The 26,349-nt window shown below is 70.9% G+C and carries 27 protein-coding genes; 19 read left to right on the top strand and 8 right to left on the bottom strand.

Annotation, left to right across the window (positions count from 1 at the left end):
- On the bottom strand, nucleotides 1–1,131 hold the full coding sequence (locus EHO50_RS24805) for an SGNH/GDSL hydrolase family protein (RefSeq protein ID WP_128433359.1): 1,131 nt from the start codon (nucleotides 1,129–1,131) through the stop codon (nucleotides 1–3).
- Between the two features lie 123 nt (nucleotides 1,132–1,254).
- Here EHO50_RS24805 and mmpB point away from each other — a divergent pair, with 123 nt between their 5' ends.
- Both mmpB and EHO50_RS24800 read left to right on the top strand, forming a co-directional pair.
- Entirely contained in the window at nucleotides 1,255–1,383 is a 129-nt protein-coding gene (gene mmpB, locus EHO50_RS45675; protein WP_281288241.1) for a morphogenic membrane protein MmpB, read from the top strand.
- Nucleotides 1,384–1,414: 31 nt separating this feature from the next.
- Entirely contained in the window at nucleotides 1,415–2,035 is a 621-nt protein-coding gene (locus EHO50_RS24800) for a Maf family protein (RefSeq protein ID WP_128433358.1), read from the top strand.
- Here EHO50_RS24800 and EHO50_RS24795 read toward each other — a convergent pair.
- Nucleotides 2,004–2,510 (bottom strand): hypothetical protein, encoded by a 507-nt coding sequence (locus tag EHO50_RS24795; protein ID WP_128433357.1) that lies wholly within the window; start codon nucleotides 2,508–2,510, stop codon nucleotides 2,004–2,006. The two genes, EHO50_RS24800 and EHO50_RS24795, sit on opposite strands and share 32 nt — an antisense overlap.
- Nucleotides 2,511–2,873: 363 nt before the next feature.
- On the opposite strand from EHO50_RS24795, the gene EHO50_RS24790 reads away from it, so the two are divergent.
- Nucleotides 2,874–4,646 carry an acetyl/propionyl/methylcrotonyl-CoA carboxylase subunit alpha gene (locus EHO50_RS24790; RefSeq protein WP_128433356.1) on the top strand — a complete coding sequence of 591 codons (1,773 nt, stop codon included), beginning with the start codon at nucleotides 2,874–2,876 and terminating at the stop codon, nucleotides 4,644–4,646.
- A gap of 148 nt (nucleotides 4,647–4,794) precedes the next feature.
- Nucleotides 4,795–5,343 carry a TetR/AcrR family transcriptional regulator gene (locus EHO50_RS24785; protein ID WP_128433516.1) on the top strand — a complete coding sequence of 183 codons (549 nt, stop codon included), beginning with the start codon at nucleotides 4,795–4,797 and terminating at the stop codon, nucleotides 5,341–5,343.
- A gap of 113 nt (nucleotides 5,344–5,456) precedes the next feature.
- On the opposite strand, the gene EHO50_RS24780 is transcribed toward EHO50_RS24785, so the two are convergent.
- The gene (locus EHO50_RS24780) at nucleotides 5,457–6,404 is read right to left on the bottom strand and encodes a DeoR/GlpR family DNA-binding transcription regulator (protein WP_128433355.1); all 948 of its coding nucleotides are present in this window, start codon (nucleotides 6,402–6,404) and stop codon (nucleotides 5,457–5,459) included.
- 166 nt (nucleotides 6,405–6,570) lie between these two features.
- Nucleotides 6,571–8,019 (bottom strand): NAD(P)H-quinone dehydrogenase, encoded by a 1,449-nt coding sequence (locus EHO50_RS24775; protein WP_128433354.1) that lies wholly within the window; start codon nucleotides 8,017–8,019, stop codon nucleotides 6,571–6,573.
- Between the two features lie 96 nt (nucleotides 8,020–8,115).
- Here EHO50_RS24775 and EHO50_RS24770 point away from each other — a divergent pair, with 96 nt between their 5' ends.
- The 4 genes from EHO50_RS24770 (at nucleotide 8,116) to EHO50_RS24755 (ending at nucleotide 12,866) form a co-directional block, all read left to right on the top strand.
- Nucleotides 8,116–8,553, top strand: a complete 438-nt coding sequence (locus tag EHO50_RS24770; protein WP_128433353.1) for a gamma-glutamylcyclotransferase family protein — start codon at nucleotides 8,116–8,118, stop codon at nucleotides 8,551–8,553.
- Between the two features lie 132 nt (nucleotides 8,554–8,685).
- The gene (locus EHO50_RS24765; RefSeq protein ID WP_128433352.1) at nucleotides 8,686–9,510 is read left to right on the top strand and encodes a purine-nucleoside phosphorylase; all 825 of its coding nucleotides are present in this window, start codon (nucleotides 8,686–8,688) and stop codon (nucleotides 9,508–9,510) included.
- Between the two features lie 316 nt (nucleotides 9,511–9,826).
- Entirely contained in the window at nucleotides 9,827–11,458 is a 1,632-nt protein-coding gene (locus EHO50_RS24760) for a phospho-sugar mutase (RefSeq protein ID WP_128433351.1), read from the top strand.
- A 187-nt stretch (nucleotides 11,459–11,645) separates the two neighbouring features.
- Entirely contained in the window at nucleotides 11,646–12,866 is a 1,221-nt protein-coding gene (locus EHO50_RS24755; RefSeq protein ID WP_128433350.1) for a hypothetical protein, read from the top strand.
- A 160-nt stretch (nucleotides 12,867–13,026) separates the two neighbouring features.
- On the opposite strand, the gene EHO50_RS24750 is transcribed toward EHO50_RS24755, so the two are convergent.
- Nucleotides 13,027–13,728 (bottom strand): PH domain-containing protein, encoded by a 702-nt coding sequence (locus tag EHO50_RS24750; RefSeq protein ID WP_128433349.1) that lies wholly within the window; start codon nucleotides 13,726–13,728, stop codon nucleotides 13,027–13,029.
- 114 nt (nucleotides 13,729–13,842) lie between these two features.
- Between EHO50_RS24750 and deoC the strand changes: the two genes are divergently transcribed.
- From deoC to EHO50_RS24725, 5 genes are all read left to right on the top strand, one after another.
- A complete protein-coding gene (gene deoC, locus EHO50_RS24745) occupies nucleotides 13,843–14,835 on the top strand; it encodes a deoxyribose-phosphate aldolase (RefSeq protein WP_128433348.1) in 993 nt (330 codons plus the stop codon).
- Between the two features lie 5 nt (nucleotides 14,836–14,840).
- Nucleotides 14,841–16,277 (top strand): aldehyde dehydrogenase family protein, encoded by a 1,437-nt coding sequence (locus tag EHO50_RS24740; protein ID WP_128433347.1) that lies wholly within the window; start codon nucleotides 14,841–14,843, stop codon nucleotides 16,275–16,277.
- Entirely contained in the window at nucleotides 16,270–17,181 is a 912-nt protein-coding gene (locus tag EHO50_RS24735; protein WP_128433346.1) for an aldehyde dehydrogenase family protein, read from the top strand. The genes EHO50_RS24740 and EHO50_RS24735 overlap by 8 nt, the downstream gene beginning before the upstream one ends.
- A gap of 199 nt (nucleotides 17,182–17,380) precedes the next feature.
- A complete protein-coding gene (locus EHO50_RS24730; RefSeq protein WP_246101386.1) occupies nucleotides 17,381–18,016 on the top strand; it encodes a uridine kinase family protein in 636 nt (211 codons plus the stop codon).
- Between the two features lie 59 nt (nucleotides 18,017–18,075).
- Nucleotides 18,076–18,426 carry a DUF6281 family protein gene (locus EHO50_RS24725; RefSeq protein ID WP_128433345.1) on the top strand — a complete coding sequence of 117 codons (351 nt, stop codon included), beginning with the start codon at nucleotides 18,076–18,078 and terminating at the stop codon, nucleotides 18,424–18,426.
- 196 nt (nucleotides 18,427–18,622) lie between these two features.
- On the opposite strand, the gene EHO50_RS24720 is transcribed toward EHO50_RS24725, so the two are convergent.
- Entirely contained in the window at nucleotides 18,623–19,369 is a 747-nt protein-coding gene (locus tag EHO50_RS24720; RefSeq protein ID WP_128433344.1) for a SigE family RNA polymerase sigma factor, read from the bottom strand.
- A gap of 274 nt (nucleotides 19,370–19,643) precedes the next feature.
- Here EHO50_RS24720 and afsQ1 point away from each other — a divergent pair, with 274 nt between their 5' ends.
- The 5 genes from afsQ1 to EHO50_RS24695 all read left to right on the top strand — a co-directional run bounded on the left by afsQ1 (nucleotide 19,644) and on the right by EHO50_RS24695 (nucleotide 23,638).
- A complete protein-coding gene (gene afsQ1, locus EHO50_RS24715) occupies nucleotides 19,644–20,321 on the top strand; it encodes a two-component system response regulator AfsQ1 (protein ID WP_067017699.1) in 678 nt (225 codons plus the stop codon).
- Nucleotides 20,318–21,901: a sensor histidine kinase gene (locus tag EHO50_RS24710; RefSeq protein ID WP_128433343.1), complete on the top strand. Its 1,584-nt coding sequence runs from the start codon at nucleotides 20,318–20,320 to the stop codon at nucleotides 21,899–21,901. The genes afsQ1 and EHO50_RS24710 overlap by 4 nt, the downstream gene beginning before the upstream one ends.
- Nucleotides 21,901–22,515, top strand: a complete 615-nt coding sequence (locus tag EHO50_RS24705) for a hypothetical protein (RefSeq protein ID WP_128433342.1) — start codon at nucleotides 21,901–21,903, stop codon at nucleotides 22,513–22,515. The genes EHO50_RS24710 and EHO50_RS24705 overlap by 1 nt, the downstream gene beginning before the upstream one ends.
- Nucleotides 22,516–22,768: 253 nt before the next feature.
- Nucleotides 22,769–23,320, top strand: a complete 552-nt coding sequence (locus EHO50_RS24700; RefSeq protein ID WP_128433341.1) for a VanZ family protein — start codon at nucleotides 22,769–22,771, stop codon at nucleotides 23,318–23,320.
- Between the two features lie 108 nt (nucleotides 23,321–23,428).
- Nucleotides 23,429–23,638, top strand: a complete 210-nt coding sequence (locus tag EHO50_RS24695; protein WP_128433340.1) for a PspC domain-containing protein — start codon at nucleotides 23,429–23,431, stop codon at nucleotides 23,636–23,638.
- A gap of 92 nt (nucleotides 23,639–23,730) precedes the next feature.
- Here the strand turns inward: EHO50_RS24695 and EHO50_RS24690 are convergent, their stop codons facing one another.
- Nucleotides 23,731–24,147, bottom strand: a complete 417-nt coding sequence (locus EHO50_RS24690) for an ATP-binding protein (protein ID WP_128433339.1) — start codon at nucleotides 24,145–24,147, stop codon at nucleotides 23,731–23,733.
- Between the two features lie 137 nt (nucleotides 24,148–24,284).
- Nucleotides 24,285–25,448, bottom strand: coding sequence for an adenosine deaminase (locus EHO50_RS24685; protein ID WP_128433338.1), 1,164 nt, complete (start codon nucleotides 25,446–25,448; stop codon nucleotides 24,285–24,287).
- A 134-nt stretch (nucleotides 25,449–25,582) separates the two neighbouring features.
- Between EHO50_RS24685 and EHO50_RS24680 the strand changes: the two genes are divergently transcribed.
- Nucleotides 25,583–26,338, top strand: a complete 756-nt coding sequence (locus tag EHO50_RS24680; RefSeq protein ID WP_128433337.1) for an alpha/beta hydrolase — start codon at nucleotides 25,583–25,585, stop codon at nucleotides 26,336–26,338.
- The last annotated feature ends 11 nt before the right edge of the window (nucleotides 26,339–26,349 follow it).

Genomic DNA, 26,349 nt, shown 5'->3' with positions numbered 1-26,349 from the left:
TCAGAGGGTCGCCGCCAGGACTTCGGCCATCACCTCGTACCCCGCGTCATTCGGGTGCAGGTGATCGCCGAAGTCGTACGCCGGCCGCAGCCGATCCGGATCCGCCGGATCGGCCAGCGCCCGGTTGAGGTCCACCACCGCGTCGTACTCTCCCGAGCAGCGAATCCATTCGTTCAGCTCGTGGCTCACCTTGGCCGCATGCTCGCCCCAGTGGTCCGAGCCCCCGAACGGCAGCAGCGTGCAGCCGACCACCGTCAGCCCGGCCGCCCTGCCCTGGCGTATCAACTCCCGGTGCCCGGCGACGAGTTCCTCCGCCTCCACCACCGGCGCCGGTTTGTACGTCGGCTGCTCGTCCGTCTCGCCGAACCCGATGTCGTTGAGGCCGAGCAGGACGACGAGGGTGTCCACGCCGGGCCGGTCGAGGACGTCCCGGCGCAACCGGTGGACGCCCTTCTCGCCGTACCAGGCCGAGTCGTTGAGCAGCAGATTCCCGCCGATCCCCGCGTTGAGGACCGGCCGCCCCGTGCGCCCGGCGAGCGCGTCGGACCAGCGCCGGTCCGCACCCACCGTCGAGCCGAACCCGTCCGTGATCGAGTCGCCGAAGAGGGCGACGGCGTCCGCACGGCCGGCGTCGACCTCCACGGCCGACAGGAAGTACCAGGACTCGGTGACCGCGTCGAAGCCCTCGCCGCCCACCTCCGCCGACAGATCGCCCTCGCCCCGGTAGCCGGCCGTGAACGCCTGCGCGTGGAAGGTCGCGGGCCCGGTCGCGGCGTCGAAGTACAGGGTCACGGTCAACGACTCCCCGGCGACGACGGCGAGCGGGACGTCATCGCTGACGATCTCCTCACGCGCCGGTATCCGGGCCTCGTCTGCGCCCCCGAAGGTGAGCCGCGTGAGCGACTCCGGCTCCACGGCGGCTCCGACGGCCGTACGCCCCACGCTCGCGCCCGCGAGGCGCACGGGCGAGGTGCCGTACGCGTTGGACAGCCGCACCCGCACCCGGTCACCGCCCGCCGACAGCCGTACGACCTGCCGCAGCGACTGGCGCCAGAAGCCCTCGCGGGACCAGTTGGGTGTGAAGCCCTCGCCGGGCAGCTGAGGTGACGCGGTCCAGGAAGCCGTGAACATGGCAGCACATCCTCCAAACGGAACTGAAGCACCTTTAACTAAAGGGACCGTAGCACCGTTTGCGGGAAAGTTGAGTATGCGTACTCAGGCGCCGCCCCGGACCCCCGATCGACGATGGAAGGCATGCTGTGGTCCGACCCCGAGAACGAGCCGCCCAAGGAACTGCGCGACATGCAGGAGATGTTGCGGCGGCTGGGCGTTCTCATGGCGCTGGCCATGGTGCTCGCGATGATCGTGCTCGGGCTGAGGTGAGCCCGGCCGGGCACGCCGATACGCTGACCGCATGACTGATCAGCCGCGCCGCCGACTCGTCCTCGCCTCCCAGTCCCCCGCCCGGCTCAATCTGCTCCGCCAGGCCGGGCTGGACCCCGAGGTCATCGTGAGCGGCGTCGACGAGGACGCCGTCACCGCGCCCACCCCCGCCGAGCTGGCGCTTGCCCTGGCCGAGGCGAAGGCCTCCGTCGTGGCGGCGAAGCCGGAGGTCAAGGGCGCGATCGTGATCGGCTGCGACTCTGTCCTCGACCTGGACGGCGAGGCCCTGGGCAAGCCGGCCGACGCCGAGGAGGCCACGGCCCGCTGGAAGTCGATGCGCGGCCGCGCGGGCACACTGCAGACCGGCCACTGCGTCTACGACACCGCAACCGGCCGCTACACCTCCGCCACCGCCTCCACGGTCGTCCGCTTCGGCGAGCCGACCGACGAGGAGATCGCCGCGTACGTCGCCTCCGGCGAACCCCTCTACGTCGCCGGGGCGTTCACCCTCGACGGCCGCTCGGCCCCGTTCATCGACGGCATCGACGGCGACCACGGCAATGTGATCGGCATCAGCCTGCCGCTGGTGCGGCGACTGCTGAGCCAACTGGGCATCGGCATCACGGAGTTGTGGGCGCCGGCGGAGGGGTGACCGGGGAACCGCCCGCAGGGGAGCCGTCGCCGCCCTTGCCCCCGTCGGGAGCGGCGTCGGCGGGCTCCTCGGAGGTGGGCGTGCCCTGGGCGTCGTACGTCATCAGCAGCAGCACTATCAGGCCTAGTACGACGACCATGAACAGGAACGCCGTCCAGCCCACCAGCCCCCAGGCGAACGCGCCCAGCAGCCCGTGCACCACGGCCGCGCTGATGAGCAGGATGCGCCCGAAGCCGGCCGGGGCGCGGTCGCGCACGGCCACGAGCAGGGCGACCAGCCCGCACAGCGCGAAGTAGGCGCCGAAGACCAGGCCGCCGATCTTCGAGGACATCGACATCACGTCAGGGTCCAGGCCCGCCAAGGACATGTCCTGCCGATCGACGACGACGCCGAGAAACCACTGCAGCGCCGCGACGCCGAGCCCCTCGACGAAGAGCACGACCGCCACCACCCACGCCACCGGCCTGCGTACCACCGGTCCCCACCCACTTCCGAGCTCCGCGCTGTTACCCCAAGTACGTACGAGACATCGCGAACGCTACTAACGGGTAAACCCCGGGACAAGGGTTCGGGCGACAGCAAAGAATCATTGGGCCATTCGTAGGGATTCCACAAAGAAACCGAGTGGCCCGCAGCACGTGATGACAGAGACCTTGACCACAGCGGAGGGCTAGGGTTTCCGGGAAGAGACCTGCGTGCCGAGGCGCGACATGGGATTTCGCAGGTCGAGCGAGCCTGGAATCACGCTCCGTGTGGGCAAGCTCACCACTGGGGACGGGTCGATGTGGCGTGTCGGCAGTCCCTAAACTCGGCTTGTTTCAAGGAGGGAGCCTCAATCGTGCGCAAGGTGCTCATCGCCAACCGTGGCGAAATCGCTGTCCGCGTGGCCCGGGCCTGCCGGGACGCCGGGATCGCGAGCGTGGCCGTCTATGCCGACCCGGACCGGGACGCTCTGCATGTCCGCGCCGCGGATGAGGCGTTCGCCCTGGGCGGTGACACTCCGGCCACCAGCTACCTGGACATCGACAAGGTGCTGAACGCCGCGCGTGAATCCGGGGCGGACGCGATCCACCCCGGCTACGGCTTCCTCTCCGAGAACGCCGACTTCGCCCAGGCCGTTCTGGACGCCGGTCTGATCTGGATCGGCCCGCCGCCGCAGGCCATCCGCGACCTCGGCGACAAGGTCGCCGCCCGGCACATCGCCCAGCGGGCCGGCGCCCCGCTCGTGGCCGGCACCCCCGACCCCGTCTCCGGGGCCGAGGAAGTCGTCGCCTTCGCCGAGGAGCACGGCCTGCCGATCGCCATCAAGGCCGCGTTCGGCGGCGGCGGCCGCGGCCTGAAGGTCGCCCGCACGCTCGAAGAGGTGCCGGAGCTGTACGACTCCGCGGTCCGCGAGGCCGTCGCCGCCTTCGGCCGCGGCGAGTGCTTCGTCGAGCGCTACCTCGACAAGCCGCGGCACGTGGAGACCCAGTGCCTGGCCGACTCCCACGGCAACGTCGTGGTCGTCTCGACGCGTGACTGCTCGCTGCAGCGCCGGCACCAGAAGCTGGTCGAGGAGGCCCCCGCGCCGTTCCTCTCGGACGAGCAGGTCGCCGAGCTGTACTCCTCCTCCAAGGCGATCCTGAAGGAGGCCGGCTACGTCGGCGCCGGCACGGTGGAGTTCCTCGTCGGCCTCGACGGCACGATCTCCTTCCTGGAGGTCAACACCCGCCTGCAGGTCGAGCACCCGGTCACCGAAGAGGTCGCCGGCATCGACCTGGTGCGCGAGATGTTCCGCATCGCCGACGGCGAAGCCCTCGGCTACGACGACCCGCCGCTGCGCGGCCATTCCTTCGAGTTCCGTATCAACGGCGAAGACCCGGGCCGCAACTTCCTGCCCGCCCCTGGCACGGTCACCACGTTCTCCGCGCCGTCGGGTCCGGGCGTCCGCCTGGACGCGGGCGTCGAGTCCGGCAGCGTGATCGGCCCGGCCTGGGACTCCCTGCTGGCCAAGCTGATCGTCACCGGCGCCACCCGCGAGCAGGCGTTGCAGCGCGCGGCCCGTGCGCTGGCGGAGTTCCAGGTCGAGGGCATGGCCACGGCGATCCCGTTCCACCGCGCGGTGGTGCAGGACCCGGCGTTCGCGCCGGAACTGACCGGCTCCAGCGAGCCGTTCACGGTCCACACCCGCTGGATCGAGACCGAGTTCGTCAACGACATCAAGCCCTTCGCCGCGCCCGCCGACACCGAGGCGGACGAGGAAGCCGGTCGTGAGACGGTCGTCGTCGAGGTCGGCGGCAAGCGCCTGGAGGTCTCCCTGCCGGCCTCCCTCGGCATGACCCTGGCCCGCACCGGCCTCGCCGCCGGCGCCAAGCCCAAGCGGCGCGCGGCCAAGAAGTCCGGCCCCGCGGCCTCCGGCGACACCCTCGCCTCCCCGATGCAGGGCACCATCGTCAAGGTGGCCGTCGAGGAGGGCCAGGAGGTCAAGGAAGGCGACCTGATCGTCGTCCTCGAGGCGATGAAGATGGAACAGCCGCTGAACGCGCACAAGTCCGGCACCGTCAAGGGCCTGTCCGCCGAGGTCGGCGCCTCCCTCACCTCCGGCGCGGCGATCTGCGAGATCAAGGACTGAGCCGTACGACGTCCTGAGGCGCCCGGTGGACTGAGCGATCAGCCCACCGGGCGCCTCTTTCTCGGTGTCCGGCGGCCGATGGCATGCTGAGCCCACGGAACGAGTGAAGGAAGGGCAGGTGAACCCCATGGCCCGGCCGCCGGCAGGCATGCGCGCCGATGCCCGCCGCAACTACGAGCGTCTGGTCACCGAGGCCCGCTCCGCCTTCGCCGAACGCGGCACGGACGCGTCCCTGGAGGACGTGGCCCGCCGCGCGGGCGTCGGAATCGGCACGCTGTACCGCCACTTCCCCAACCGCGACGCCTTGCTGAGCGCGGTCTTCGAGGACGCGGTCGGCGACCTCCTGACCCGCTCCCGAGAACTCCTCGACACCCCGGAGCCATGCGCGGCCCTGGTGACGTGGCTGCGCGCGATGGTCACCCATGCGGGCGAGTACCGCGGCCTGGCCAGGTCCCTGATGTCCGTCTCGTACGACAACACCTCGGCCCTGGCCCAGTGCAGCGGCCCGATCAGGGAGGCGGGCGGAGCGCTGCTGGCACGGGCGCAGGAAGCGGGCGCGGTCCGGGAGGGCGTGGCGATCACCGACCTCCTCCAACTCACCCACGCAATCGCATTGGCGGCGGAGGAAACACCGGGAGACCCGGGCCTGGCGGACAGACTGCTGCACTTGACGTTGCGGGGACTCAAGCCGACTTAAGGGGCGCGGGGCTGTATCGATATGCGGCTCCGCCGCGTGGGCGCGACAAGCCACAAACAACCGGCACTCGCGCACCACCACAACCTCCTACGGCGAATAGGCGAACGGCGAGCCTAACGCCGCCGCAAATCCGCAACCCGGGCCCGCTCCCGCTCTGCCGGCCCCTGCTCCCCGAGCACCGCCGCAGCGGACCGCAACCCGGGCGCCGGCGCCTGTCCCCGCCTCGGCCCCGGCAGAGCACGCCGCCGCGCCGGGACCTCGTCACCCCCCGGGTTCCCGGTCGCCCCGGCCACGGCGATCTGCACCCCCTGGTCGGCCAGAGCCTGCAACTCGGTGTGGGCGCGGTCGTCGTGAGCCGGCGGATCATCGGTGACGAGCCGTGTGATGACCTCCGTGGGCACCGTCTGGAACATGGTGTCCGTACCGAGCTTCGTATGGTCGGCAAGGACGACGACCTCCGCGGCCGCCTGCACCAACGCCCGGTCGACGGACGCCGAGAGCATGTTGGACGTGGACAGCCCACGCTCGGCGGTGAGGCCGCTCCCGGAGATGAAGGCCCGCGACACCCGCAGCCCCTGCAGGGACTGCTCGGCGCCGCTGCCCACCAGCGCGTAGTTCGAACCGCGGAGCGTGCCGCCGGTCATCACGACCTCGACCCGGTTGGCATGGGCCAACGCCTGTGCCACCAGCAGGGAGTTGGTGACGACGGTCAGTCCGGGGATGCGAGCGAGCCGGCGGGCCAGCTCCTGCGTGGTGGTCCCCGCCCCGACGACGATCGCCTCGCCCTCTTCCACGAAGTTCGCGGCGAGGTCGGCGATGGCCGTCTTCTCGGCGGTCGCGAGATGTGACTTCTGCGGAAAGCCGGACTCCCGCGTGAACCCGCCCGGCAATACCGCACCGCCATGCCGGCGGTCGAGGAGTCCTTCTGCCTCCAGTGCGCGCACGTCCCGCCGTACGGTCACTTCGGAGGTCTGGACGACGCGGGCGAGCTCACGGAGCGACACGGCCCCGTTCGCTCGCACCATTTCGAGGATCAATTGGCGACGTTCTGCAGCGAACACGAAACTGACAGTAACCCCAACGACCGTCTGGTTTCAGCAGTTTGCGCCGAATAACAGAAGTTGTTCGTACGCAAGGGCGAGAAGTGGTATAGGGCCTAGTCCCGCCGCCTATGCCGTACGCATGCTCGACAACTCCCCGTGACCAGCGAGGAGTTGGTTTTGGCCGTCAGATCTCGCCGCCGGCCTTCCTCGTGTGCAACTGCCGTGCCACCTCGGCGATCGACCCCGAAAGGGAGGGGTACACGGTGAAGGCGTTCGCGATCTGTTCGACCGTCAGATTGTTGTCGACCGCGATCGAGATCGGGTGGATCAGTTCCGAGGCGCGCGGCGCCACGACCACACCGCCGACCACGATGCCCGTACCCGGACGGCAGAAGATCTTGACGAAGCCGTCCCGGATGCCCTGCATCTTGGCGCGCGGGTTGCGCAGCAGCGGCAGCTTGACGACCCGGGCGTCGATCTTGCCCCCGTCCACGTCCGCCTGGGAGTAGCCGACGGTGGCGATCTCGGGGTCGGTGAAGACGTTCGAGGACACTGTCTTCAGGTTCAGCGGGGCCACCGCGTCGCCCAGGAAGTGGTACATGGCGATACGTCCCTGCATCGCCGCGACCGAGGCCAGCGCGAAGACGCCGGTGACGTCACCGGCGGCGTACACGCCCGGCGCGGTCGTCCTGGACACCTTGTCGGTCCAGATGTGCCCGGACTCGCGCAGCTTGACGCCGGCCTCCTCCAGGCCCATGCCCTCGGAGTTCGGGATGGCGCCGACGGCCATGAGGCAGTGGCTGCCGCTGATGACACGCCCGTCGGCGAGGGTGACCTCCACCCGGTCGCCGACGCGCTTGGCGGCTGCGGCGCGCGAGCGGGCCATGACGTTCATGCCGCGGCGCCGGAAGACGTCCTCCAGTACGGCGGCGGCGTCCGGGTCCTCACCCGGCAGCACCCGGTCCCGCGACGACACGAGGGTGACCCGCGACCCGAGCGCCTGATAGGCGCCGGCGAACTCGGCACCGGTGACACCGGAGCCGACCACGATGAGCTCCTCGGGCAGCTCGGTGAGGTCGTAGACCTGGGTCCAGTTGAGGATGCGCTCACCGTCGGGCTGGGCGTCGGGCACCTCGCGCGGGTGACCGCCGGTGGCGATCAGGACGGCGTCGGCGGTGAGGGTCTCCTCGGTGCCGTCGGCGGCCCGGACGACGACCTTGCGCGAGCCGTCGAGGCCCTGCATGCCCTCCAGCCGGCCACGGCCGCGCAGGACCCGGGCGCCGGCACGCGTGACGGAGGCGGTGATGTCGTGGGACTGGGCGAGCGCGAGCCGCTTGACACGCCGGTTGACCTTGCCCAGATCGACGCCCACCACCCGTGCGGGCGTGTCGATGTGCGGCGTGTCGTCGGCGACGATGATCCCCAGCTCCTCGTACGAGGAATCGAAGGTGGTCATCACCTCGGCCGTGGCGATAAGAGTCTTCGACGGCACGCAGTCGGTGAGCACCGACGCCCCGCCCAGACCGTCGCAGTCGACGACGGTCACCTCCGCGCCGAGTTGGGCGGCCACCAGGGCCGCCTCGTATCCGCCGGGTCCGCCACCGATGATCACGATCCGAGTCACGTACTCCATTGTCCCGCACGCATCACCGTGCCACTGCCTGGGGGCCCGCCCGAGACACCACCGTTACGGGAGGGGAGGACGATTCGTCTGCCGTACCCTCTGTGCATGTCGCTCTACGCCGCGTACGCCGGCAATCTCGACGCGCGGCTGATGACCCGCCGCGCCCCGCACTCGCCGCTGCGCGCCACCGGCTGGCTGAACGGGTGGCGACTGACGTTCGGGGGCGAGCAGCTGGGCTGGGACGGCGCGCTGGCGACGCTCGTCGAGGAGCCGAAGGAGCAGGTCTTCGTCGCGCTGTACGACATCGCCCCGATGGACGAGGAGTCCCTGGACCGCTGGGAGGGCGTCGGCCTGGGCATCTACCGGCGGCTCCGAGTGCGCGTGGACACCCTGGAGGGCGAGGAGCCGGCGTGGGTGTATGTGCTGAACGCCTACGAGGGCGGGCTGCCGTCGGCCCGCTATCTGGGCGAGCTCGCGGACGCGGCGGAGTCGGCGGGTGCACCGCACGATTACGTGATGGAGCTGCGGAAGCGACCCTGCTGAGCATCCCCGGTCTCACCACCCCCTCCCGCCCCACCGATCGCGCCCCTTCGTTGGAAACGACAAGACAACGATCGCCATCCCGTGAGCTCTGTCATCTACGCGCGTAGGCCCAAACCGGCTACCCTCAGTCGCGTGAACGCATCTCTTCTTCCGGACGACATCCAGGGCGACCCTCACGCCGCCGCCGACGCCGCCGCCGCGCGCCTGCGCGAACTCACCGGCGCCGAGACCCACGACGTCGCCCTCGTGATGGGCTCCGGCTGGGCACCGGCCGTGGACGCCCTCGGCGCACCCGATGCCGAGTTCCAGGTCACCGAGCTGCCCGGTTTCCCGCCGCCGGCGGTGGAAGGGCACGGCGGCAAGATCCGCTCGTACAAGATCGGCAACAAGCGCGCCCTGGTCTTCCTGGGCCGCACCCACTACTACGAGGGCCGTGGCGTGGCGGCCGTGGCCCACGGCGTCCGCACCGCGGTCGCGGCCGGCTGCAAGACGATCGTCCTCACCAACGGCTGCGGCGGCCTGCGCGAGGGTATGCGCCCCGGCCAGCCGGTCCTGATCAGCGACCACATCAACCTCACGGCGACGTCCCCGATCGTCGGCGCGAACTTCGTCGACCTGACGGACCTGTACTCGCCGCGCCTGCGCGCCCTGTGCAAGGAGATCGACCCCACGCTGGAGGAGGGCGTCTACGCCCAGTTCCCCGGCCCGCACTACGAGACCCCGGCCGAGATCCGCATGGCCCGTGTCATCGGCGCGGACCTGGTGGGCATGTCGACGGTGCTCGAGGCCATCGCGGCGCGCGAGGCCGGCGCGGAGGTCCTGGGCATCTCCCTGGTGACGAACCTCGCGGCAGGCATGACGGGCGAGCCCCTCAACCACGAGGAGGTCCTGCAGGCGGGCCGCGACTCGGCGACGCAGATGGGCTCGCTGCTGGCGCAGGTGCTGGGGCGACTGTAAGGCGTTTCCTCGCCCCCGCCGCCCCTACCCTTCCCGTACCTGGGGGCCTGCGGCCCCCAGACCCCCGCTTCGGCCCTGAACGGGCCTCGTCCTCAAACGCCGGACGGGCTGGGTTGCCTGGGCCGGCGTCGTGAGGTGAAGCCCCAGAAACTCAGCCCCTCCGGCGTTTGAGGAGCGGGGGTCCAGGGGGCGGAGCCCCCTGGCGGGGTCGAAGGGGCGGAGCCCCTTCAAGGACGGGACGGGTAGGGGCGGCGGGGGCGAAGAAAAAAGCCCGCCCCGCCCCGCACCGAACGACACGAACGAGAGGTTGACCGACGTGCACGACGATCTCATCGCCCGGGCCCAGGCATGGCTCGCCGAGGACCCGGACCCGGAGACCCGCGACGAGCTCGCCAAGCTCATCGACGCCGCGGACATCGAAGAACTCGCCGCACGCTTCAGCGGCACCCTCCAGTTCGGCACCGCGGGCCTGCGAGGGGAACTCGGCGCCGGGCCCATGCGGATGAACCGCACCGTCGTCATCCGCGCCGCAGCCGGCCTCGCCGCGTACCTCAAGAAGCAGGGCCACACGGACGGCCTCGTCGTCATCGGCTACGACGCCCGCCACAAGTCGGAGGACTTCGCCCGCGACACGGCCGCCGTCATGACCGGCGCAGGCCTGCGCGCCGCCGTACTCCCCCGCCCCCTGCCCACGCCCGTCCTCGCGTACGCCATACGGCACCTCGGCGCGGTCGCCGGCGTGGAGGTCACCGCCAGCCACAACCCGCCCCGCGACAACGGCTACAAGGTCTACCTCGGCGACGGCTCCCAGATCGTCCCGCCCGCGGACATCGACATCGCGGAAGAGATCGCCGCCGTCCCGTCCCTCACCGTCGTCCCCCGCCCCACGGAGGGCTGGGAAACCCTCGACGACAGCGTCCTCGACGCCTACCTCGCCCGCACCGACGCGGTCCTCGCCCCCGACTCCCCCCGCACCGCCCGCACCGTCTACACGGCGATGCACGGCGTCGGCAAGGACGTCCTCCTCGCCGCCTTCGCACGCGCCGGCTTCCCCACCCCGGCCCTGGTCGCCGAGCAGGCCGACCCCGACCCGGACTTCCCCACCGTCGCCTTCCCCAACCCGGAAGAGCCCGGCGCGATGGACCTGGCCTTCGCCAAGGCCCGCGAGACGGACCCCGACCTCGTCATCGCCAACGACCCCGACGCCGACCGCTGCGCCGCGGCCGTCAAGGACGGCGAGGACTGGCGGATGCTGCGCGGCGACGAGGTGGGGGCGCTGCTCGCCGCCCACCTGGTCAACCGCGGAGCACAGGGCACCTTCGCCGAGTCGATCGTCTCCTCCTCCCTCCTCGGCCGTATCGCCGAGAAGGCGAACCTCCCCTACGAGGAGACCCTCACCGGCTTCAAGTGGATCGCCCGCGTCGACGGCCTGCGCTACGGCTACGAGGAGGCCCTCGGCTACTGCGTCGACCCCGAGGGCGTACGCGACAAGGACGGCATCACGGCGGCCCTCCTGCTCACCGAACTCGCGTCCACCCTCAAGGCGGAGAACCGCACGCTCCTCGACCTGCTCGACGACCTCGCCCTGGAACACGGTCTGCACGCCACCGACCAGCTCTCGGTCCGCGTCCAGGACCTGTCGGTCATCGCGAACGCCATGCGCCGACTGCGCGAGCGGCCGCCGACGGAGCTGGCCGGTCTGGCCATCACCCGTGCCGAGGACCTCACCCGGGGCACCGAGACGCTCCCGCCCACCGACGGCCTGCGCTACACCCTCGAAGGCGCCCGCGTCATCGTCCGCCCCAGCGGCACGGAGCCCAAGCTGAAGTGCTACCTCGAGGTGGTCGTCCCGGTCGCGACACACGCCGACCTCCCGGCCGCCCGCGCCAAGGCGACCGACCTGCTCGAGACGATCAAGCGGGACCTGTCCGCGGCGGCCGGCATCTGAGCCGTACGCGGCTTGCCGGTCGCTCCCGTCCCTGGTCGCTCCCGACCGTTCCCGAAAGGGTGCCCCCATCCGGAGGCACCCTTTCGGGCGTTTTCCCCCCGGCAGTTGACCCGCGCTCCACGCCCCGCCCCATCCCCCGGGCAACGGTGGACGGGAAAGCGCACCGCCAACCGCCTGGAGCAGCGCCGTGTACACGACCGCATCCCGGCAGACCACCCGAGCGACCACCCGAGAGGCCCCCACCCCCGGAAACCACGTCCCTCCCGGCTCCCGCCTCCCACCACCTCCACGCACCCTCCCCGCTCCACTGCGCGCCCTGCGCCACGCGGCCCCCGCCCTCCTCGCCTACCTCGCCGTACGCGGCACGGGCCTGCTGCTCCTCACCGTCTGGGCGCACCGCCAACAGCACGGCGTCTGGCCGATCCTGGCGACGCAGTGGGACGCCGACTGGTATCTCGGCATCGCCGACCACGGCTACGCACACGCACTCGGCACCGCGTACAACGCCAACAACCTCGCCTTCTTCCCGCTCTACCCGGTCCTGGTCAAGGCGGTCGCGGCCGTCACGCCCGGCACCCGCGCCAGCACCGGCCTGGCCCTCGCCGTCATCGCCTCCTTCGTCGCCGCGTGGGGCGTCTTCGCCGTCGGCGACCGGTTGCACGGCCGCCGGGTCGGCGTCCTCCTCACGGTCCTGTGGGCCGCGCTCCCGGTCGGCCTGGTGCAGTGGATGGGCTACACCGAGTCCCTGTTCACGGCGCTCGCGGCCTGGTCGCTGTACGGCGTGCTCACCGGCCGCCTCCTCACCGCGGCCTGCCTCGCCGCGCTCGCGGGCCTGACCCGCCCGACCGGCATCGCGGTGGCGGCGGCGGTCACGGTGACGGCCCTGCTCGCGCTGCGCCGCCGCTTCCGCCTCCGTACCCTCGCGGCCGCCGCGGTCGCGCCGCTCGGCTGGTGCGGATACGTCGGCTGGGTGGGCCTGCGCGTGGGCCGCTGGGACGGCTACTTCGCCGTGCAGCGGCTGTGGCGCAATGAGCTGGACGGCGGCCGCGAGACCCTGCGCGTGATGCGACGGCTGCTGGTGTACGACCCGCGGCCCGGGCTGTTCCTGGTGATGGTGACGCTCACGCTGATCGCGTCGGTGGTGCTGTTCGGGCTGTCGGTGTGGGATCGGCAGCCCGTGCCGCTGCTGGTCTTCACGGCCGTACTGCTGACGATCGTCCTGGGCAGCGGCGGCGTCTACTTCCCCCGCGCCCGTTTCCTTCTCCCCGCCTTCCCCCTCCTGCTCCCCCTCGCCCTGCACCTGACCCACGCCTCCCGCCGCTACCGCACCCTGGCCCTTACGGCGGCGGTCGCCGGCTCGGCGTACTGCGGCGCGTACATGGCACTGGTGTATCCGGGCGCGCCCTGAGGTTCCGTCCGCGCTTCCGCGATGCCCACGGCGAGCAGCGCGCGGCCCCAGCGGGCGTCCACGCTGCCGCACGTCACTCACGCCGACTCGCGGCCGAGCAGGCCGACCTACCGACTCAGGCCCTCAGGACGTACCCAAACCCGCAGGCCGCTCAGGCCCCTCAGGCCATCACCAGCAAGATCACCAGCAACACAGCCCCCGCAAGCACCGGCCCCGCCACCTCATAAGCCCACCGCACGGTCACCTCACCCTGCGCGGACTCCGCCGTCTCCCGGTGCTCCAGCAGTTCGCGCAGGTCGTCCATGACCTTGTCGGTCTCGGCCCGCATCGGTCCACTCGCGTCGACATCCCCTCGCGGCGCCCCGAACCCGAGCCCTCCGAGCCCCGTTCCCCCGCCCGCGCGGCCACCGCGCTCGCCCCGCGCGGCGGCGCTCCGCTCCGCGGCCGACCGGGCTGTCCGGCGCGCCGCCTTCTTGCGGGCCCGCAGCGAGACCGGGACCGCCCAGAGCTGGAACTTGGTGCCGGACTTGGTGACGACCTCGTTCGAGTATCCGGAGCGCAGTGCGGCGATCTGCCCCCAGGGGAGCACGATCACACGCAGGGGGTTGCGGATGCGCAGTCGGTCCTCGTTGGCGTAGACGGCGGGCCGCAGCGTGAACGCGGACACCAGCGGCACGATCAGGATCAGCGCCGCGAGCGCCAGCCACTGCGTGCGCCCCTCGCCCCGCACCAGCGCGTCCACGCCCAGCCAGAGCACGATGGCCAGCAGCGCGACGCCGCCGACGATACCCATGGGCGAGCGGAAGACCCGGTCCTTCGAGGCGGGGTCCGGGGTGGGGGGCTGCTGCTCCGGGGTCGTCATGGGCCCGATTCTGCCCGACGCCTCGGACAGCGCTCATACGCACCACCCCCCACACAAGATGAGCGCCCGGGCCTGTACAGCCGCTACGCGCGTAGATATGCTCGTCTGGTGACCATGCCCACCAATGCATCCTCCCCCGCTGCCGAAAGCGTGGGAGGTACCCCCAGCGCCCATGCCCTCACGGACGTGACCGCGTCCGACAGCACGCTGCGCCGCTTCCTCCACGGGCTGCCCGGCGTCGACGCGGTCGGCCTGGAGGGGCGCGCCGCGTCCCTCGGCACCCGTTCCATCAAGACGACCGCGAAGGCGTACGCCATCGACCTCGCCATCTCGATGGTCGACCTGACGACGCTGGAAGGCGCGGACACCCCGGGCAAGGTCCGGGCGCTCGGCGCAAAGGCGGTCCACCCCGACCCCACCGACCGTACGACTCCGGCGACCGCGGCCGTGTGCGTCTACCCCGACATGGTGGCCACCGCCAAGCAGGCCGTCGCCGGCTCGACCGTGAAGGTCGCCTCGGTCGCCACCGCCTTCCCGGCCGGCCGCGCGGCCCTCGCCGTGAAGCTGGCCGACGTGCGCGACGCCGTCGCGGCCGGTGCGGACGAGATCGACATGGTCATCGACCGCGGGGCGTTCCTCGCGGGGAACTACCTGAAGGTGTACGACGAGATCGTCGCCGTGAAGGAGGCCTGCGGGGCGAGCGCCCGCCTCAAGGTCATCTTCGAGACCGGCGAGCTGTCGACGTACGACAACATCCGGCGGGCGAGCTGGCTCGGCATGCTGGCGGGCGCCGACTTCATCAAGACGTCCACCGGCAAGGTCGCCGTGAACGCCACCCCGGCGAACACCCTCCTTATGCTGGAAGCGGTACGCGACTTCCGTACCCAGACCGGCATCCAGGTCGGCGTGAAGCCGGCCGGCGGCATCAGGACGACCAAGGACGCCATCAAGTTCCTCGTCCTGGTCAACGAGACCGCGGGCGAGGACTGGCTGGACAACCACTGGTTCCGCTTCGGCGCCTCCTCGCTCCTGAACGACCTGCTGATGCAGCGTCAGAAGCTGGCCACCGGCCGCTACTCCGGCCCCGACTACGTGACGGTGGACTGATCACCATGGCATCGGCATTCGAATACGCACCGGCCCCCGAGTCCCGCGGAATCGTCGACATCGCGCCCTCCTACGGCCTCTTCATCGACGGCGAGTTCGTGGAGGCGGCGGACGGCAAGGTCTTCAAGACCGTCTCCCCGTCCACCGAGGAGGTCCTCTCCGAGATCGCCCAGGCCGGCGAGGCGGACGTGGACCGCGCGGTGAAGGCCGCCCGCAAGGCCTTCGAGAAGTGGTCGGCGCTGCCCGGCTCCGAGCGCGCGAAGTACCTGTTCCGCATCGCCCGGATCATCCAGGAGCGCAGCCGGGAGCTGGCCGTCCTGGAGACCCTGGACAACGGCAAGCCGATCAAGGAGACCCGCGACGCCGACCTCCCCCTGGTCGCCGCGCACTTCTTCTACTACGCGGGCTGGGCGGACAAGCTCGACCACGCCGGCTTCGGTGCGTCGCCGAAGCCCCTGGGTGTGGCCGGCCAGGTCATCCCCTGGAACTTCCCGCTGCTGATGCTGGCGTGGAAGATCGCCCCGGCCCTCGCGACCGGCAACACGGTGGTGCTCAAGCCCGCCGAGACGACCCCCCTGTCCGCCCTGTTCTTCGCGGACATCTGCCGCCAGGCGGGCCTGCCCAAGGGCGTCGTCAACATCCTTCCCGGATACGGCGACGCGGGCGCCGCGGTCGTCGCGCACCCGGACGTGAACAAGGTCGCCTTCACCGGCTCCACGGCCGTCGGCAAGGAGATCGCGCGGACCGTCGCCGGCAGCCGCAAGAAGCTCACCCTGGAGCTGGGCGGCAAGGGCGCCAACATCGTCTTCGACGACGCCCCGATCGACCAGGCGGTGGAGGGGATCGTCAACGGGATCTTCTTCAACCAGGGCCAGGTCTGCTGCGCGGGCAGCCGTCTGCTGGTCCAGGAGTCGATCCAGGACGAGCTGCTGGACTCCCTGAAGCGGCGCCTGTCGACCCTCCGTCTCGGCGACCCGCTGGACAAGAACACGGACATCGGCGCGATCAACTCCGAGGAGCAGCTCACCCGCATCACCTCGCTCGTCGAGCAGGGCGAGGCGGAGGGCGCCGAGCGCTGGTCGCCGGCCTGCGAGATCCCGACCTCCGGCTACTGGTTCGCCCCGACGCTCTTCACGAACGTCACCCAGGCGCACCGGATCGCCCGCGACGAGATCTTCGGCCCGGTCCTGTCGGTCCTCACCTTCCGCACGCCGGACGAGGCCGTCGCCAAGGCCAACAACACCCCGTACGGCCTGTCGGCGGGCATCTGGACCGAGAAGGGCTCCCGCATCCTGGCGGTGGCGAACAAGCTCCGCGCGGGCGTGATCTGGTCCAACACGTTCAACAAGTTCGACCCGACCTCGCCGTTCGGCGGCTACAAGGAGTCGGGCTTCGGCCGCGAGGGCGGCCGCCACGGCCTGGAGGCGTACCTCGATGTCTGACAAGAACGACAAGACCGAGCGCGCCGAGCGGCTCTCCGTCTTCAAGACCTACAAGCTGTACGTCGGCGGGAAGTTCCCGCGTTCCGAGAGCGGCCGGGTGTACGAGGTGTCGGACTCCAAGGACAACTGGCTGGCGAACGTACCCCTGTCCTCCCGCAAGGACGCCCGTGACGCGGTCGTGGCCGCCCGCAAGGCGTTCGGGGCGTGGTCCGGCGCGACGGCGTACAACCGCGGCCAGATCCTGTACCGCATCGCCGAGATGCTGGAGGGCCGCCGCGAGCAGTACGTCCGTGAAGTCGCCGACGCCGAGGGCCTGTCGAAGTCGAAGGCGGCGGCGCAGGTCGACGCGGCGATCGACCGCTGGGTCTGGTACGCGGGCTGGACCGACAAGATCGCCCAGGTGGTCGGCGGCGGAAACCCGGTCGCGGGCCCGTTCTTCAACCTCTCCTCCCCCGAGCCGACGGGCGTGGTGGCCGTCCTGGCCCCGCAGGAGTCGTCCTTCCTGGGCCTCGTCTCGGTGCTGGCCCCGGTGATCGCCACGGGCAACACGGCGATCGTGGTCGCCTCCGAGAAGTCCCCGCTCCCCGCCCTCTCCCTCGGCGAGGTCCTGGCCACCTCCGACCTGCCGGGCGGCGTCGTCAACGTGCTGTCGGGCCGTACGGCGGAGATCGCGAAGCCGCTGGCCGCGCACCAGGACGTCAACGCGATCGACCTCGCGGGCGCCGACGACGTACTGGCGAAGGAGCTGGAGATCGCGGCGGCGGACAACCTGAAGCGTGTCCTGCGTCCACAGCCTGTGGATTACACGGAGACTCCCGGCATCGACCGCATGACGGCGTTCCTGGAGACCAAGACGGTCTGGCACCCGACGGGGTCGCTGGGCGCGTCGGGCTCGTCGTACTGACACCGGCCCACAGACCAGAGGGCCGTGCCTCCTCTCCGTCCGGAGGAGACACGGCCCTCTTCCTCTGCCCCCCCGATGCCCCGGACGCCCCGGAGGTCACCGCCCCGAGGACCCTCAGGGCGTTCAAAATGTGACGCACGTTTCAATCTCCGTCCACCGGGTCGTTCCCTGGCCTGGCCATGCCTCACACTGGTGTCCCGTGAGTTCCCAACCGCCCATACCGACGCGAGTCGTGCTGCTCTGCGGCCCCTCCGGCTCCGGCAAGTCCCTTCTCGCCGCCCGCTCCGGTCTTCCGGTGCTGCGGCTCGACGACTTCTACAAAGAGGGCGACGACCCGACCCTGCCGCAGGTCCCCGGGAGCGCCGACATCGACTGGGACCACCCGGACTCGTGGGACGCCGACACGGCCGTGGCGGCGATCACGGAGCTGTGCCGCACGGGCCGTACGAACGTGCCGCTGTACGACATCTCGCTCAGCGCCCGCACGGGCGAGGAGGCCGTCGAGATCGGCCGGACCCCGCTGTTCATCGCGGAGGGCATCTTCGCGGCCGAGATCGTGAGCCGCTGCCGGGAACTCGGTGTGCTGGCCGACGCGCTGTGCCTGAGCCGCGGCCCGGTGAAGACCTTCCGCCGCCGCTTCGTGCGCGACTTGCGGGAGGGCCGCAAGTCGGTGCCGTTCCTGCTGCGCCGCGGCTGGCGTCTGATGCGTCTGGAGCAGTCGATCATCGCCCACCAGACGTCCCTGGGCGCCCACGCCTGCGACCGGGACGAGGCCCTCGGCCGCCTCACCGCGGCCGCCGCGGGGCGGTGCCCGGCGGCGACCGGGGCCACCTGAACGAAGCCGGCGCCTGCTCCGTCGTAGGACCGGAAAACGGTCCCGTGGAAAGGAAGCCGATGACGACTGCTCTCCAGGCCGGCCGACGGCTGATCATGACGTCCCTGCTCCTCGCGGCGGCCGTCGGCTGCGCGGAGTCGGGCGGTACGGGCGGTTCGCCCGCGGCGTCGTGTGCGTACCTGGTCACCTACGACGGCCGCACCTACCTGGATGTCGCGAACGTCGACTTCACCGTCGGCGAGAAGCTGGGCACCGCCACGATCCCGGCGTGCGACGACACCCCGAACGACGCCGGGAACACCGTGCCCGAGGGCAGGATCACGGCCTACGAGGTCGAGGGGACGGACCCGGCCGTCGCCATCGCCGTGGGCGACACACCCGCCGAAGCAACGCTCATGAAGGTCCGCTGACCACACAGCGAAGCGGGACTGGACGGACCCCCCGGCCCTCCAGCCCCGCACTCGTTGTGCTCCCCCGCTTCCCGGTCTCCCGGACCCCCGTGGTGGAGCATCCCCCGTGTTTCCCCCGTTGGTCCCCCCGCGGGCCCCCCGGCCCCCGTTGGGTCCCCCCACTTGCCACCGCTCCCCCGAGCGGCCCCCCAGACCTTCAGGCGACGAGCTCCCCGAAGGCGTCCTCCTCGTCACGGCCGAAGCTGAGGACCTCGTCCTCGCGCAGCCGGCGGAGCGACCGCCAGATGCTGGACTTCACCGTGCCGACACTGATGTCGAGGATCTCCGCGATCTCCGGGTCGGTGCGGCCCTCGTAGTAGCGCAGGACCAGCATCGTGCGCTGGAGTTCGGGGAGGCGGGTGAGCGCCTGCCACAGGACCGCGCGCAGCTCGGTGCCGCGCATCGCGTCCGTGTCGCCGGGCGTCTCCGGCAGCTCCTCGGTCGGGTATTCGTTCAGCTTGCGGCGGCGCCACGCGCTGATGTGCAGGTTGGTCATGGTGCGGCGGAGGTATCCGCCGACCGCGGCCTTGTCGCTGATCCGGTCCCATGCCCGGTACGTCGAGAAGAGGGCGCTCTGCAGGAGGTCCTCGGCCTCGAAACGGTCACCGGTCAGGTGGTAGGCGGTTGCGTACAGGGAGGCGCGGCGCTCCTGGACGTAGGCGGTGAACTCCGCCTCCGACAGCGAGCGACGACGCTCCCCCGAGTCCTCCCTGTACGCGGCTCCCCCGTGCGTTTCCCCCGTGAAACCGTCAACCACCGTCATGTACGTGGTGTGCTGACGCCCGGTGCCGCGAGCGCACCCCCGCCCGCTCACGGCACCGGACTTCTCCGAACCCCGGCCCCCGTTCACGTCGTGCAGACGCGTGATCACTGCGCTGGTGCTGGTGCCGTGCAGCGTGTTCATCTCGCGCCCCCCGTCGTGGACTTCCGGTGTTCTGCTCGTTCGTCTTGCTCGACTTGCTGTCGTGCGTCTTGCTGTCTTGCCTGTGCCGAAAAGCTTGCCCGGGCACCTTCATGGCCGTGTCCGCCGACTGTCACAGACCTGTCACAGGGGCCGGCGCCAGAGGTCGCCCCCAGGCGCGGGACAGTCCGGTCACAGACAAACGCGCTACGTGCGCGTAGCCGTACAGCTCGTACAGGTGTCGAAAGACCGCCCCGCATGGGCCAGAATGACCCCCGTGCCTTCCCTGTTGCTGATCGAGGACGACGACGCCATCCGCACGGCCCTGGAGCTCTCACTGACGCGCCAGGGACACCGTGTGGCCACGGCTGCCACCGGCGAGGACGGCCTGAAGCTGCTGCGTGAGCAGCGGCCGGACCTGATCGTGCTGGACGTGATGCTGCCCGGCATCGACGGCTTCGAGGTGTGCCGCCGCATCCGGCGCACCGACCAGTTGCCGATCATCCTGCTGACCGCGCGCAGCGACGACATCGACGTCGTGGTCGGACTGGAGTCCGGCGCGGACGACTATGTCGTCAAACCCGTGCAGGGACGCGTCCTCGACGCCCGGATCCGGGCCGTGCTGCGGCGCGGGGAGCGGGAGTCCAACGACGCGGCGACGTTCGGCAGCCTGGTCATCGACCGCGCGGCGATGACCGTGACGAAGAACGGCGAGGACCTCCAGCTGACCCCGACCGAGCTGCGGCTGCTGCTCGAACTGAGCCGCCGGCCGGGCCAGGCCCTGTCCCGCCAGCAACTGCTGCGCCTCGTCTGGGAGCACGACTACCTCGGCGACTCACGCCTCGTCGACGCCTGCGTCCAGCGCCTGCGCGCCAAGGTCGAGGACGTCCCGTCTTCCCCGACCCTGATCCGTACCGTCCGTGGGGTCGGCTACCGCCTGGACACGCCTCAGTGACAAAGACGCAAGGGGGGGTCCGCGGCTGGTTCGCGGCTCGTAAGGGAGTGTGGTCGCGGCTGCGTTTCACCAGTCTGCGGCTGCGGCTCGTGGTCGTCTTCGGCCTGGTGGCGCTCACGGCCGCCGTGTCGGCGTCCGGCATCGCCTACTGGCTCAACCGCGAGGCGGTCCTGACCCGCACTCAGGACGCGGTGCTGCGCGACTTCGAGCAGGAGATGCAGAACCGCGCGGGCCTGCTGCCCGAGACGCCGACGCAGGACGAACTGCAGCACACCGCCGGGCAGATGGCCAACAGCAGCCAGCGCTTCAGCGTGCTGCTGGTCGCCGACAACGCCGACGGCACGCCCGCCTACGGCTCCTCCGGCGGCCTGGACGGCTTCACGCTCGCGGACGTGCCCGCGTCGCTGCGCACGGCGGTGAACGAAAAGCAGCCGGTCAACTCCACCAACAAGTCGGAGTACCACCTGTACTGGCAGCGGATCGTGGAGGACGACCAGCCGTATCTGATCGCCGGCACGAGGGTGAACGGCGGCGGTCCGACCGGCTACATGCTCAAGTCCCTGGAGCAGGAGGCCAAGGACCTCAACTCCCTCGCCTGGTCGCTCGGCATCGCCACGGGCCTCGCGCTGATCGGCTCCGCGCTGCTCGCGCAGGCCGCCGCCACGACCGTACTGAAGCCGGTGCAACGGCTCGGTGCCGCCGCCCGTCGGCTCGGCGAGGGCAAGCTGGACACCCGCCTCAGGGTCTCCGGAACGGACGAACTGGCCGACCTCTCACGGACGTTCAACAACGCCGCCGAGGCGCTGGAGAAACGCGTCGACGACATGGCCGCACGCGACGAGGCGTCCCGCCGCTTCGTGGCCGACATGTCCCATGAACTGCGCACTCCGCTCACCGCGATCACCGCCGTGACGGAGGTGCTGGAGGAGGAGCTGGAGGCGGAGACCGGCTCCATGGACCCGATGATCGAGCCCGCCGTACGCCTGGTCGTCAGCGAGACACGCCGCCTGAACGACCTCGTCGAGAACCTCATGGAGGTCACCCGCTTCGACGCGGGCACGGCGCGCCTGGTCCTGGACGACGTCGACGTCGCCGACCAGATCACGGCGTGCATCGACGCCCGGGCCTGGCTGGACGCGGTGGACCTGGACGCCGAGCGCGGCATCATGGCCCGCCTGGACCCGCGCCGTCTCGACGTCATCCTGGCCAACCTCATCGGCAACGCGCTCAAGCACGGCGGCTCGCCGGTCCGCGTCACGATCCGGGAAGCGGACGACTCCGTCGTCATCGAGGTCCGCGACCACGGCCCCGGCATCCCCGAGGACGTACTCCCGCACGTCTTCGACCGCTTCTACAAGGCCAGCGCCTCCCGCCCCCGCTCCGAAGGCAGCGGCCTCGGCCTGTCCATCGCCCTGGAGAACGCCCACATCCACGGCGGCGAGATCACCGCCGCCAACTCCCCCGAGGGCGGCGCGGTGTTCACCCTGCACCTGCCCCGGGACGCGTCGAAGCTGGCGGAAGAGGACGGCAACGAGAACGACGGCACGGGCGCCGACGACACGAAGAAGGGGGACGCGTGATGCCGGAGCGGAACGTACGCCGTCTGCTGGCACTCTCCACCCTCACCGCCGCCCTCCTGACCGGCTGCGGCATACGCTCCACGGAGGTCCCCACCGACTTCGGCCCCGCCCCCTCGCGCGTGCACTGCTCACTCTCCGAACCGAACGTGTCGATGCAGGCCGCGCGAGGACTCCCGGTGCAGGTGTTCCTGCTCTGCGGCTCCCAACTGGTCGCCGTCGACCGGACCGTACGCGTACCGGAAGGCACGGCGGACTCGGAGCGACGCGTCCTCGTGGCCCAGGGCCTCCTCGACGAACTCGAGGCAAGTCCGTCGCCGGACGAGAAGGAGGCCGGCTACACCACGGACGTCCGCGGCGCCATGAGCGTGAGCAGCCCCCGCGCCGACGACCCCGACGAGGCACTGCGCCTGAGCACACGCCCCAACGACCTCACGTCGTACGCACTCGCCCAGATCGTCTGCACCTTCTCGGACTCGACAGCAGCCGAGGGCGACGGCTCGGTAATCCTGGGCGGCCCCGACAACGAGCCCCCACGCCGCTACGAGTGCACGGACGAGGTCCGCACCCGCCCAGGCAGCAACGAGCCCCCGTCGACCGAGGTAACGAACGGCTGACACACAGGCTCCGGGGCAGGCAGCCGCGTACGGCGGCGCGGCCCCGACCCACAACGCACCCGCAGGCGCTGCGCGAACCCCCACCAAGGCCGCACAGGCCGCCGCAGGCATCCCCCGGCCCCACCGCCGGAGGCCCCCGCACAGGCCGCCGCAGGCATCCCGGCCCCACCGCCGGAGGCACGTGTGGCGGACGCCTCACCCCACTACGCCCCGTCCCGGAACCGATCCTGCCGGGGGGCGCGTCTTGGGGGGCGTGCAGCGTCAAGGCTCCATCGGCGGCAGCGCCGTGATCCGCATCCGTGCGACTGGGGGTGTCCTCCTGGTCGCGCATCTCGCGTTCGTCGCCTGGCTCACGCTGCGCCCCCTGGACGTCCCCTGGGTGATGCCGGCCAACCTGCGCCCGTTCGCCGGGATCAGGGCGGATCTGGCGCTGGGCTGGCAGGAGGCCGCCCGCCGCATCATCGAGGGGCTCGCGCTGCTCGCACCACTCGGCGTACTGCTCCCGATGGCACACGGCAGACTCACCGCCTCCCCTCTCGGCTCCCTGGTCCGCGCGGTCGCCGCCGGCGCCCTGATCTCGCTGGGCATAGAGCTGCTGCAGACCGGCGTACCCGGCCAGGTCGTAGACGTCGACTCACTGCTGCTGAACACCGTGGGCGTGGCCTTGGCACACACAACGGTGGTCCCCGCGGCCCGCGCCTGGCTCCGCCGCAGGTCCGAGCGCGCACACCGGGCGACGGTCCCCCAGGAGGAGCCCACTCAGGGTCGGACCCCGACGATTCCCAGGGTCGGGATAGCTCCGTAGAGTGACGCTTTGCCCGCTTCGTCGCCATAGCGTTGATGTCAGATGAGGCAACGCCTCGTCAGGCCCCACAAAGGGGCCTTCGACTGACGCTCGCGAAGGAGCCGCACCATGACCGCGCTTGCCCGCCCCACCCACGGCCGCATGATCGGCGGCGTGTGCGCCGCGCTGGCCCGGCGCTTCGGCACCTCCGCGACGACGATGCGCGTGATCTTCCTGGTCTCCTGCCTGCTCCCGGGGCCGCAGTTCCTGCTCTACATAGCCCTGTGGCTCCTGCTCCCCTCGGAGGACAAGGCGAACAAGACGCGCACCGCCTGGTGAACCGCCCGACGCGCAGGCGTACACACGTACGCCGCTGGGGCGCACCCGGTGTCCAAGGGTGCGCCCCAGCGGCGCGCTTCGGGTGAACGGACTCAGCCGAGCGGAAGGCCGTTCACGGGGAGGCCCTGGGTGGGCAGACCCTGCGTGGGCAGACCCTGGGTGAGCCCCTCGGTCGCCAGGCCCTGCACCGGCAGCCCGCCGAGCAGCCCGACCACGCCGGTCGGGCCACCGGCCAGCGCCCGCTCGGCAGCCGGCTGCACGCCGGACTGCACACCGGTCTGCGCGGCGGCCAGTCCGCCGGTGACCGCCTCGGGCCCCTGGGCCAGCCCCGCACCGGCACCCGGCGCCGCCTGGGCGAGGTCCCCGGCAGGGAGGGTCTGAACGGCGCCCAGCGCCGCGCCGGCGGCGTCCGGGGCGACCGGCGCGGCGTTCGCGGCGCCCGCACCGGCGGCGGCGAAGGCGGCACCGAGCGCGGCGACACCGAGGGTCTTGGCAGCAGACTGCTTCATGAAATGCGTCCTCGAAAATTCGATACGGGTTGTGAGCGGTTCTCGACCGTAAACACGCCCAGCACGCCGCCGCAAACATCGAAATGAGGACGGATTGTGAATGGTGCCTGCATTCCCTGTAGGCGGAGAGCCCCCAGTCACCCCTCCTCGGCCGCAGAGTCGCTGGTAGACGTGGCCTGTCGGAAAAGCCACTCGGACTTCAGTTCGGCATATCCGGGCTTGATGACGTCATTGATCATCGCGAGCCGTTCATCGAAAGGAATGAACGATGATTTCATCGCATTGACGGAGAACCACTGCATGTCGTCGAGCGTGTAACCGAATGCCTCGACAAGGTGCTCGAATTCCCGGCTCATGCTGGTGTGGGACATGAGGCGGTTGTCGGTGTTCACGGTGGCCCGGAAGTGCAGCCGGCGCAGCAGACCGATGGGGTGGGCGGCGTAGGAGTCGGCGGCGCCCGTCTGGAGGTTGGAGCTGGGGCACAGCTCGAGCGGGATGCGCTTGTCCCGTACGTAGGAGGCGAGCCGGCCGAGCTTCACCGAGCCGTCGGCGTGCACCTGGATGTCGTCGATGATGCGCACCCCGTGCCCGAGCCGGTCGGCGCCGCACCACTGCAGGGCCTGCCAGATGGACGGCAGACCGAAGGCCTCGCCCGCGTGGATGGTGAAGTGGTTGTTCTCGCGCTTGAGGTACTCGAAGGCGTCGAGATGCCGGGTGGGCGGATGGCCGGCCTCGGCGCCCGCGATGTCGAAGCCGACGACACCGAGGTCGCGATAGCGGTTGGCGAGTTCGGCGATCTCCAGGGCGCGGGCGGCGTGCCGCATGGCGGTGAGCAGGGCGCCCACCCGGATACGCTGGCCGTTCTCCCGCGCGATCCGCTCGCCCTCCCGGAAGCCCTCGTTGACGGCCTCGACGACCTCTTCGAGGGTGAGCCCGCCTTCGAGGTGCTGTTCGGGCGCGTACCGCACCTCGGCGTAGACGACCCCGTCGTCGGCGAGGTCCTCGGCGCACTCGGCGGCGACCCGGACGAGTGCCTCGCGGGTCTGCATCACTGCGACGGTGTGGGAGAAGGTCTCCAAGTACCGCTCCAGGGAGCCGGAGTCGGCCGCCTCGCGGAACCACACGCCGAGCTTGGCGGGGTCGGTCTCGGGGAGCTGGGAGGAGCCCGTCGCGCGGGCGAGCTCGACGACGGTGCCGGGGCGCAGCCCGCCGTCGAGGTGGTCGTGCAGCAGAACCTTCGGCGCCCGGCGGATCTGGTCCGAGCTCGGGATGGTCTCCATCTGGGCAGTCTGGCTCGTCATTTTCGCACTGTAGCGCCTACGCGCGTAGACGGCGCGCTCATCGCGCCGTTTCCCTCGCTGTACGAATCCGTCGATACGTAACGGTGACCCCACGGCAGGGTGGCGTACACCCGCGCTTCTGACACTGTTCTGTCATGGCAACCCAAGCGACGCCGGTTCGCAGGGCCCGGCTGGGCAGAGCGATCGGGCCGGAGCCGACAGCGGTGAGCGGCGTGGTGCTCCTGCTTCCTGGCGGTGATGAGGTCTCACATCGCAAGCCGGCAACGTTGTTGGCGACCTCGTACGTGCGGACGCTGGGGCGCCGCCTGATGCGGGCGGCACGCGGGGAGGGGCTGGCCGCGCATGTCGTCCACTACCGCTTTCGCGGGTGGAACGGCACTGCCGCGAACCTCGCGAGCGACGCGTCATGGGCCGCGGACGAGGTCGTACGGCGCTATGGGGACGTCCCGGTGTGCCTCGCCGGGGTCGACATGGGCGGGCGGGCTGCCCTGCACGCGGGTGGCCACGAGGCCGTCAACTCCGTGCTGGCGATTGCCCCTTGGTTGCCGGAGGAGGACCTGGCGGCCTCACCCGAACCGGTGAAACAGCTCGGCGGGCGGCGGGTGCTGGTGGTGCACGGCACGAATGACGAGCGCACCGATCCCGAGCTGTCGTTCCGGTTGGCGGAGCGGGCGAAGAAGGCGAACAGGGACGTGTGCCGGTTCGAAGTGCACTCCGATCGGCATGGGTTGCATCAGCATCGCGACGAAGTCCTCGCGTTGGCCGAGGACTTCGTCATGGGGGTGCTGTTCGGGAGGGCATTCTCCCGGCCGGTCGCCGACGCGTTCGCGGCTCCGCCGCCGCTGGGGTTGCGGATGCCGTTGGCCTCCGGCTTCGGGCAGAGACGATAGCGCCGTAGGGG

The sequence above is a fragment of the Streptomyces cyaneus genome, assembly GCF_004028635.1.
GTDB lineage: Bacteria > Actinomycetota > Actinomycetes > Streptomycetales > Streptomycetaceae > Streptomyces > Streptomyces cyaneus.
The sequence above is the reverse complement of the archived record's forward strand: the minus strand, read 5'-3'. Positions and strand labels throughout refer to the sequence as shown.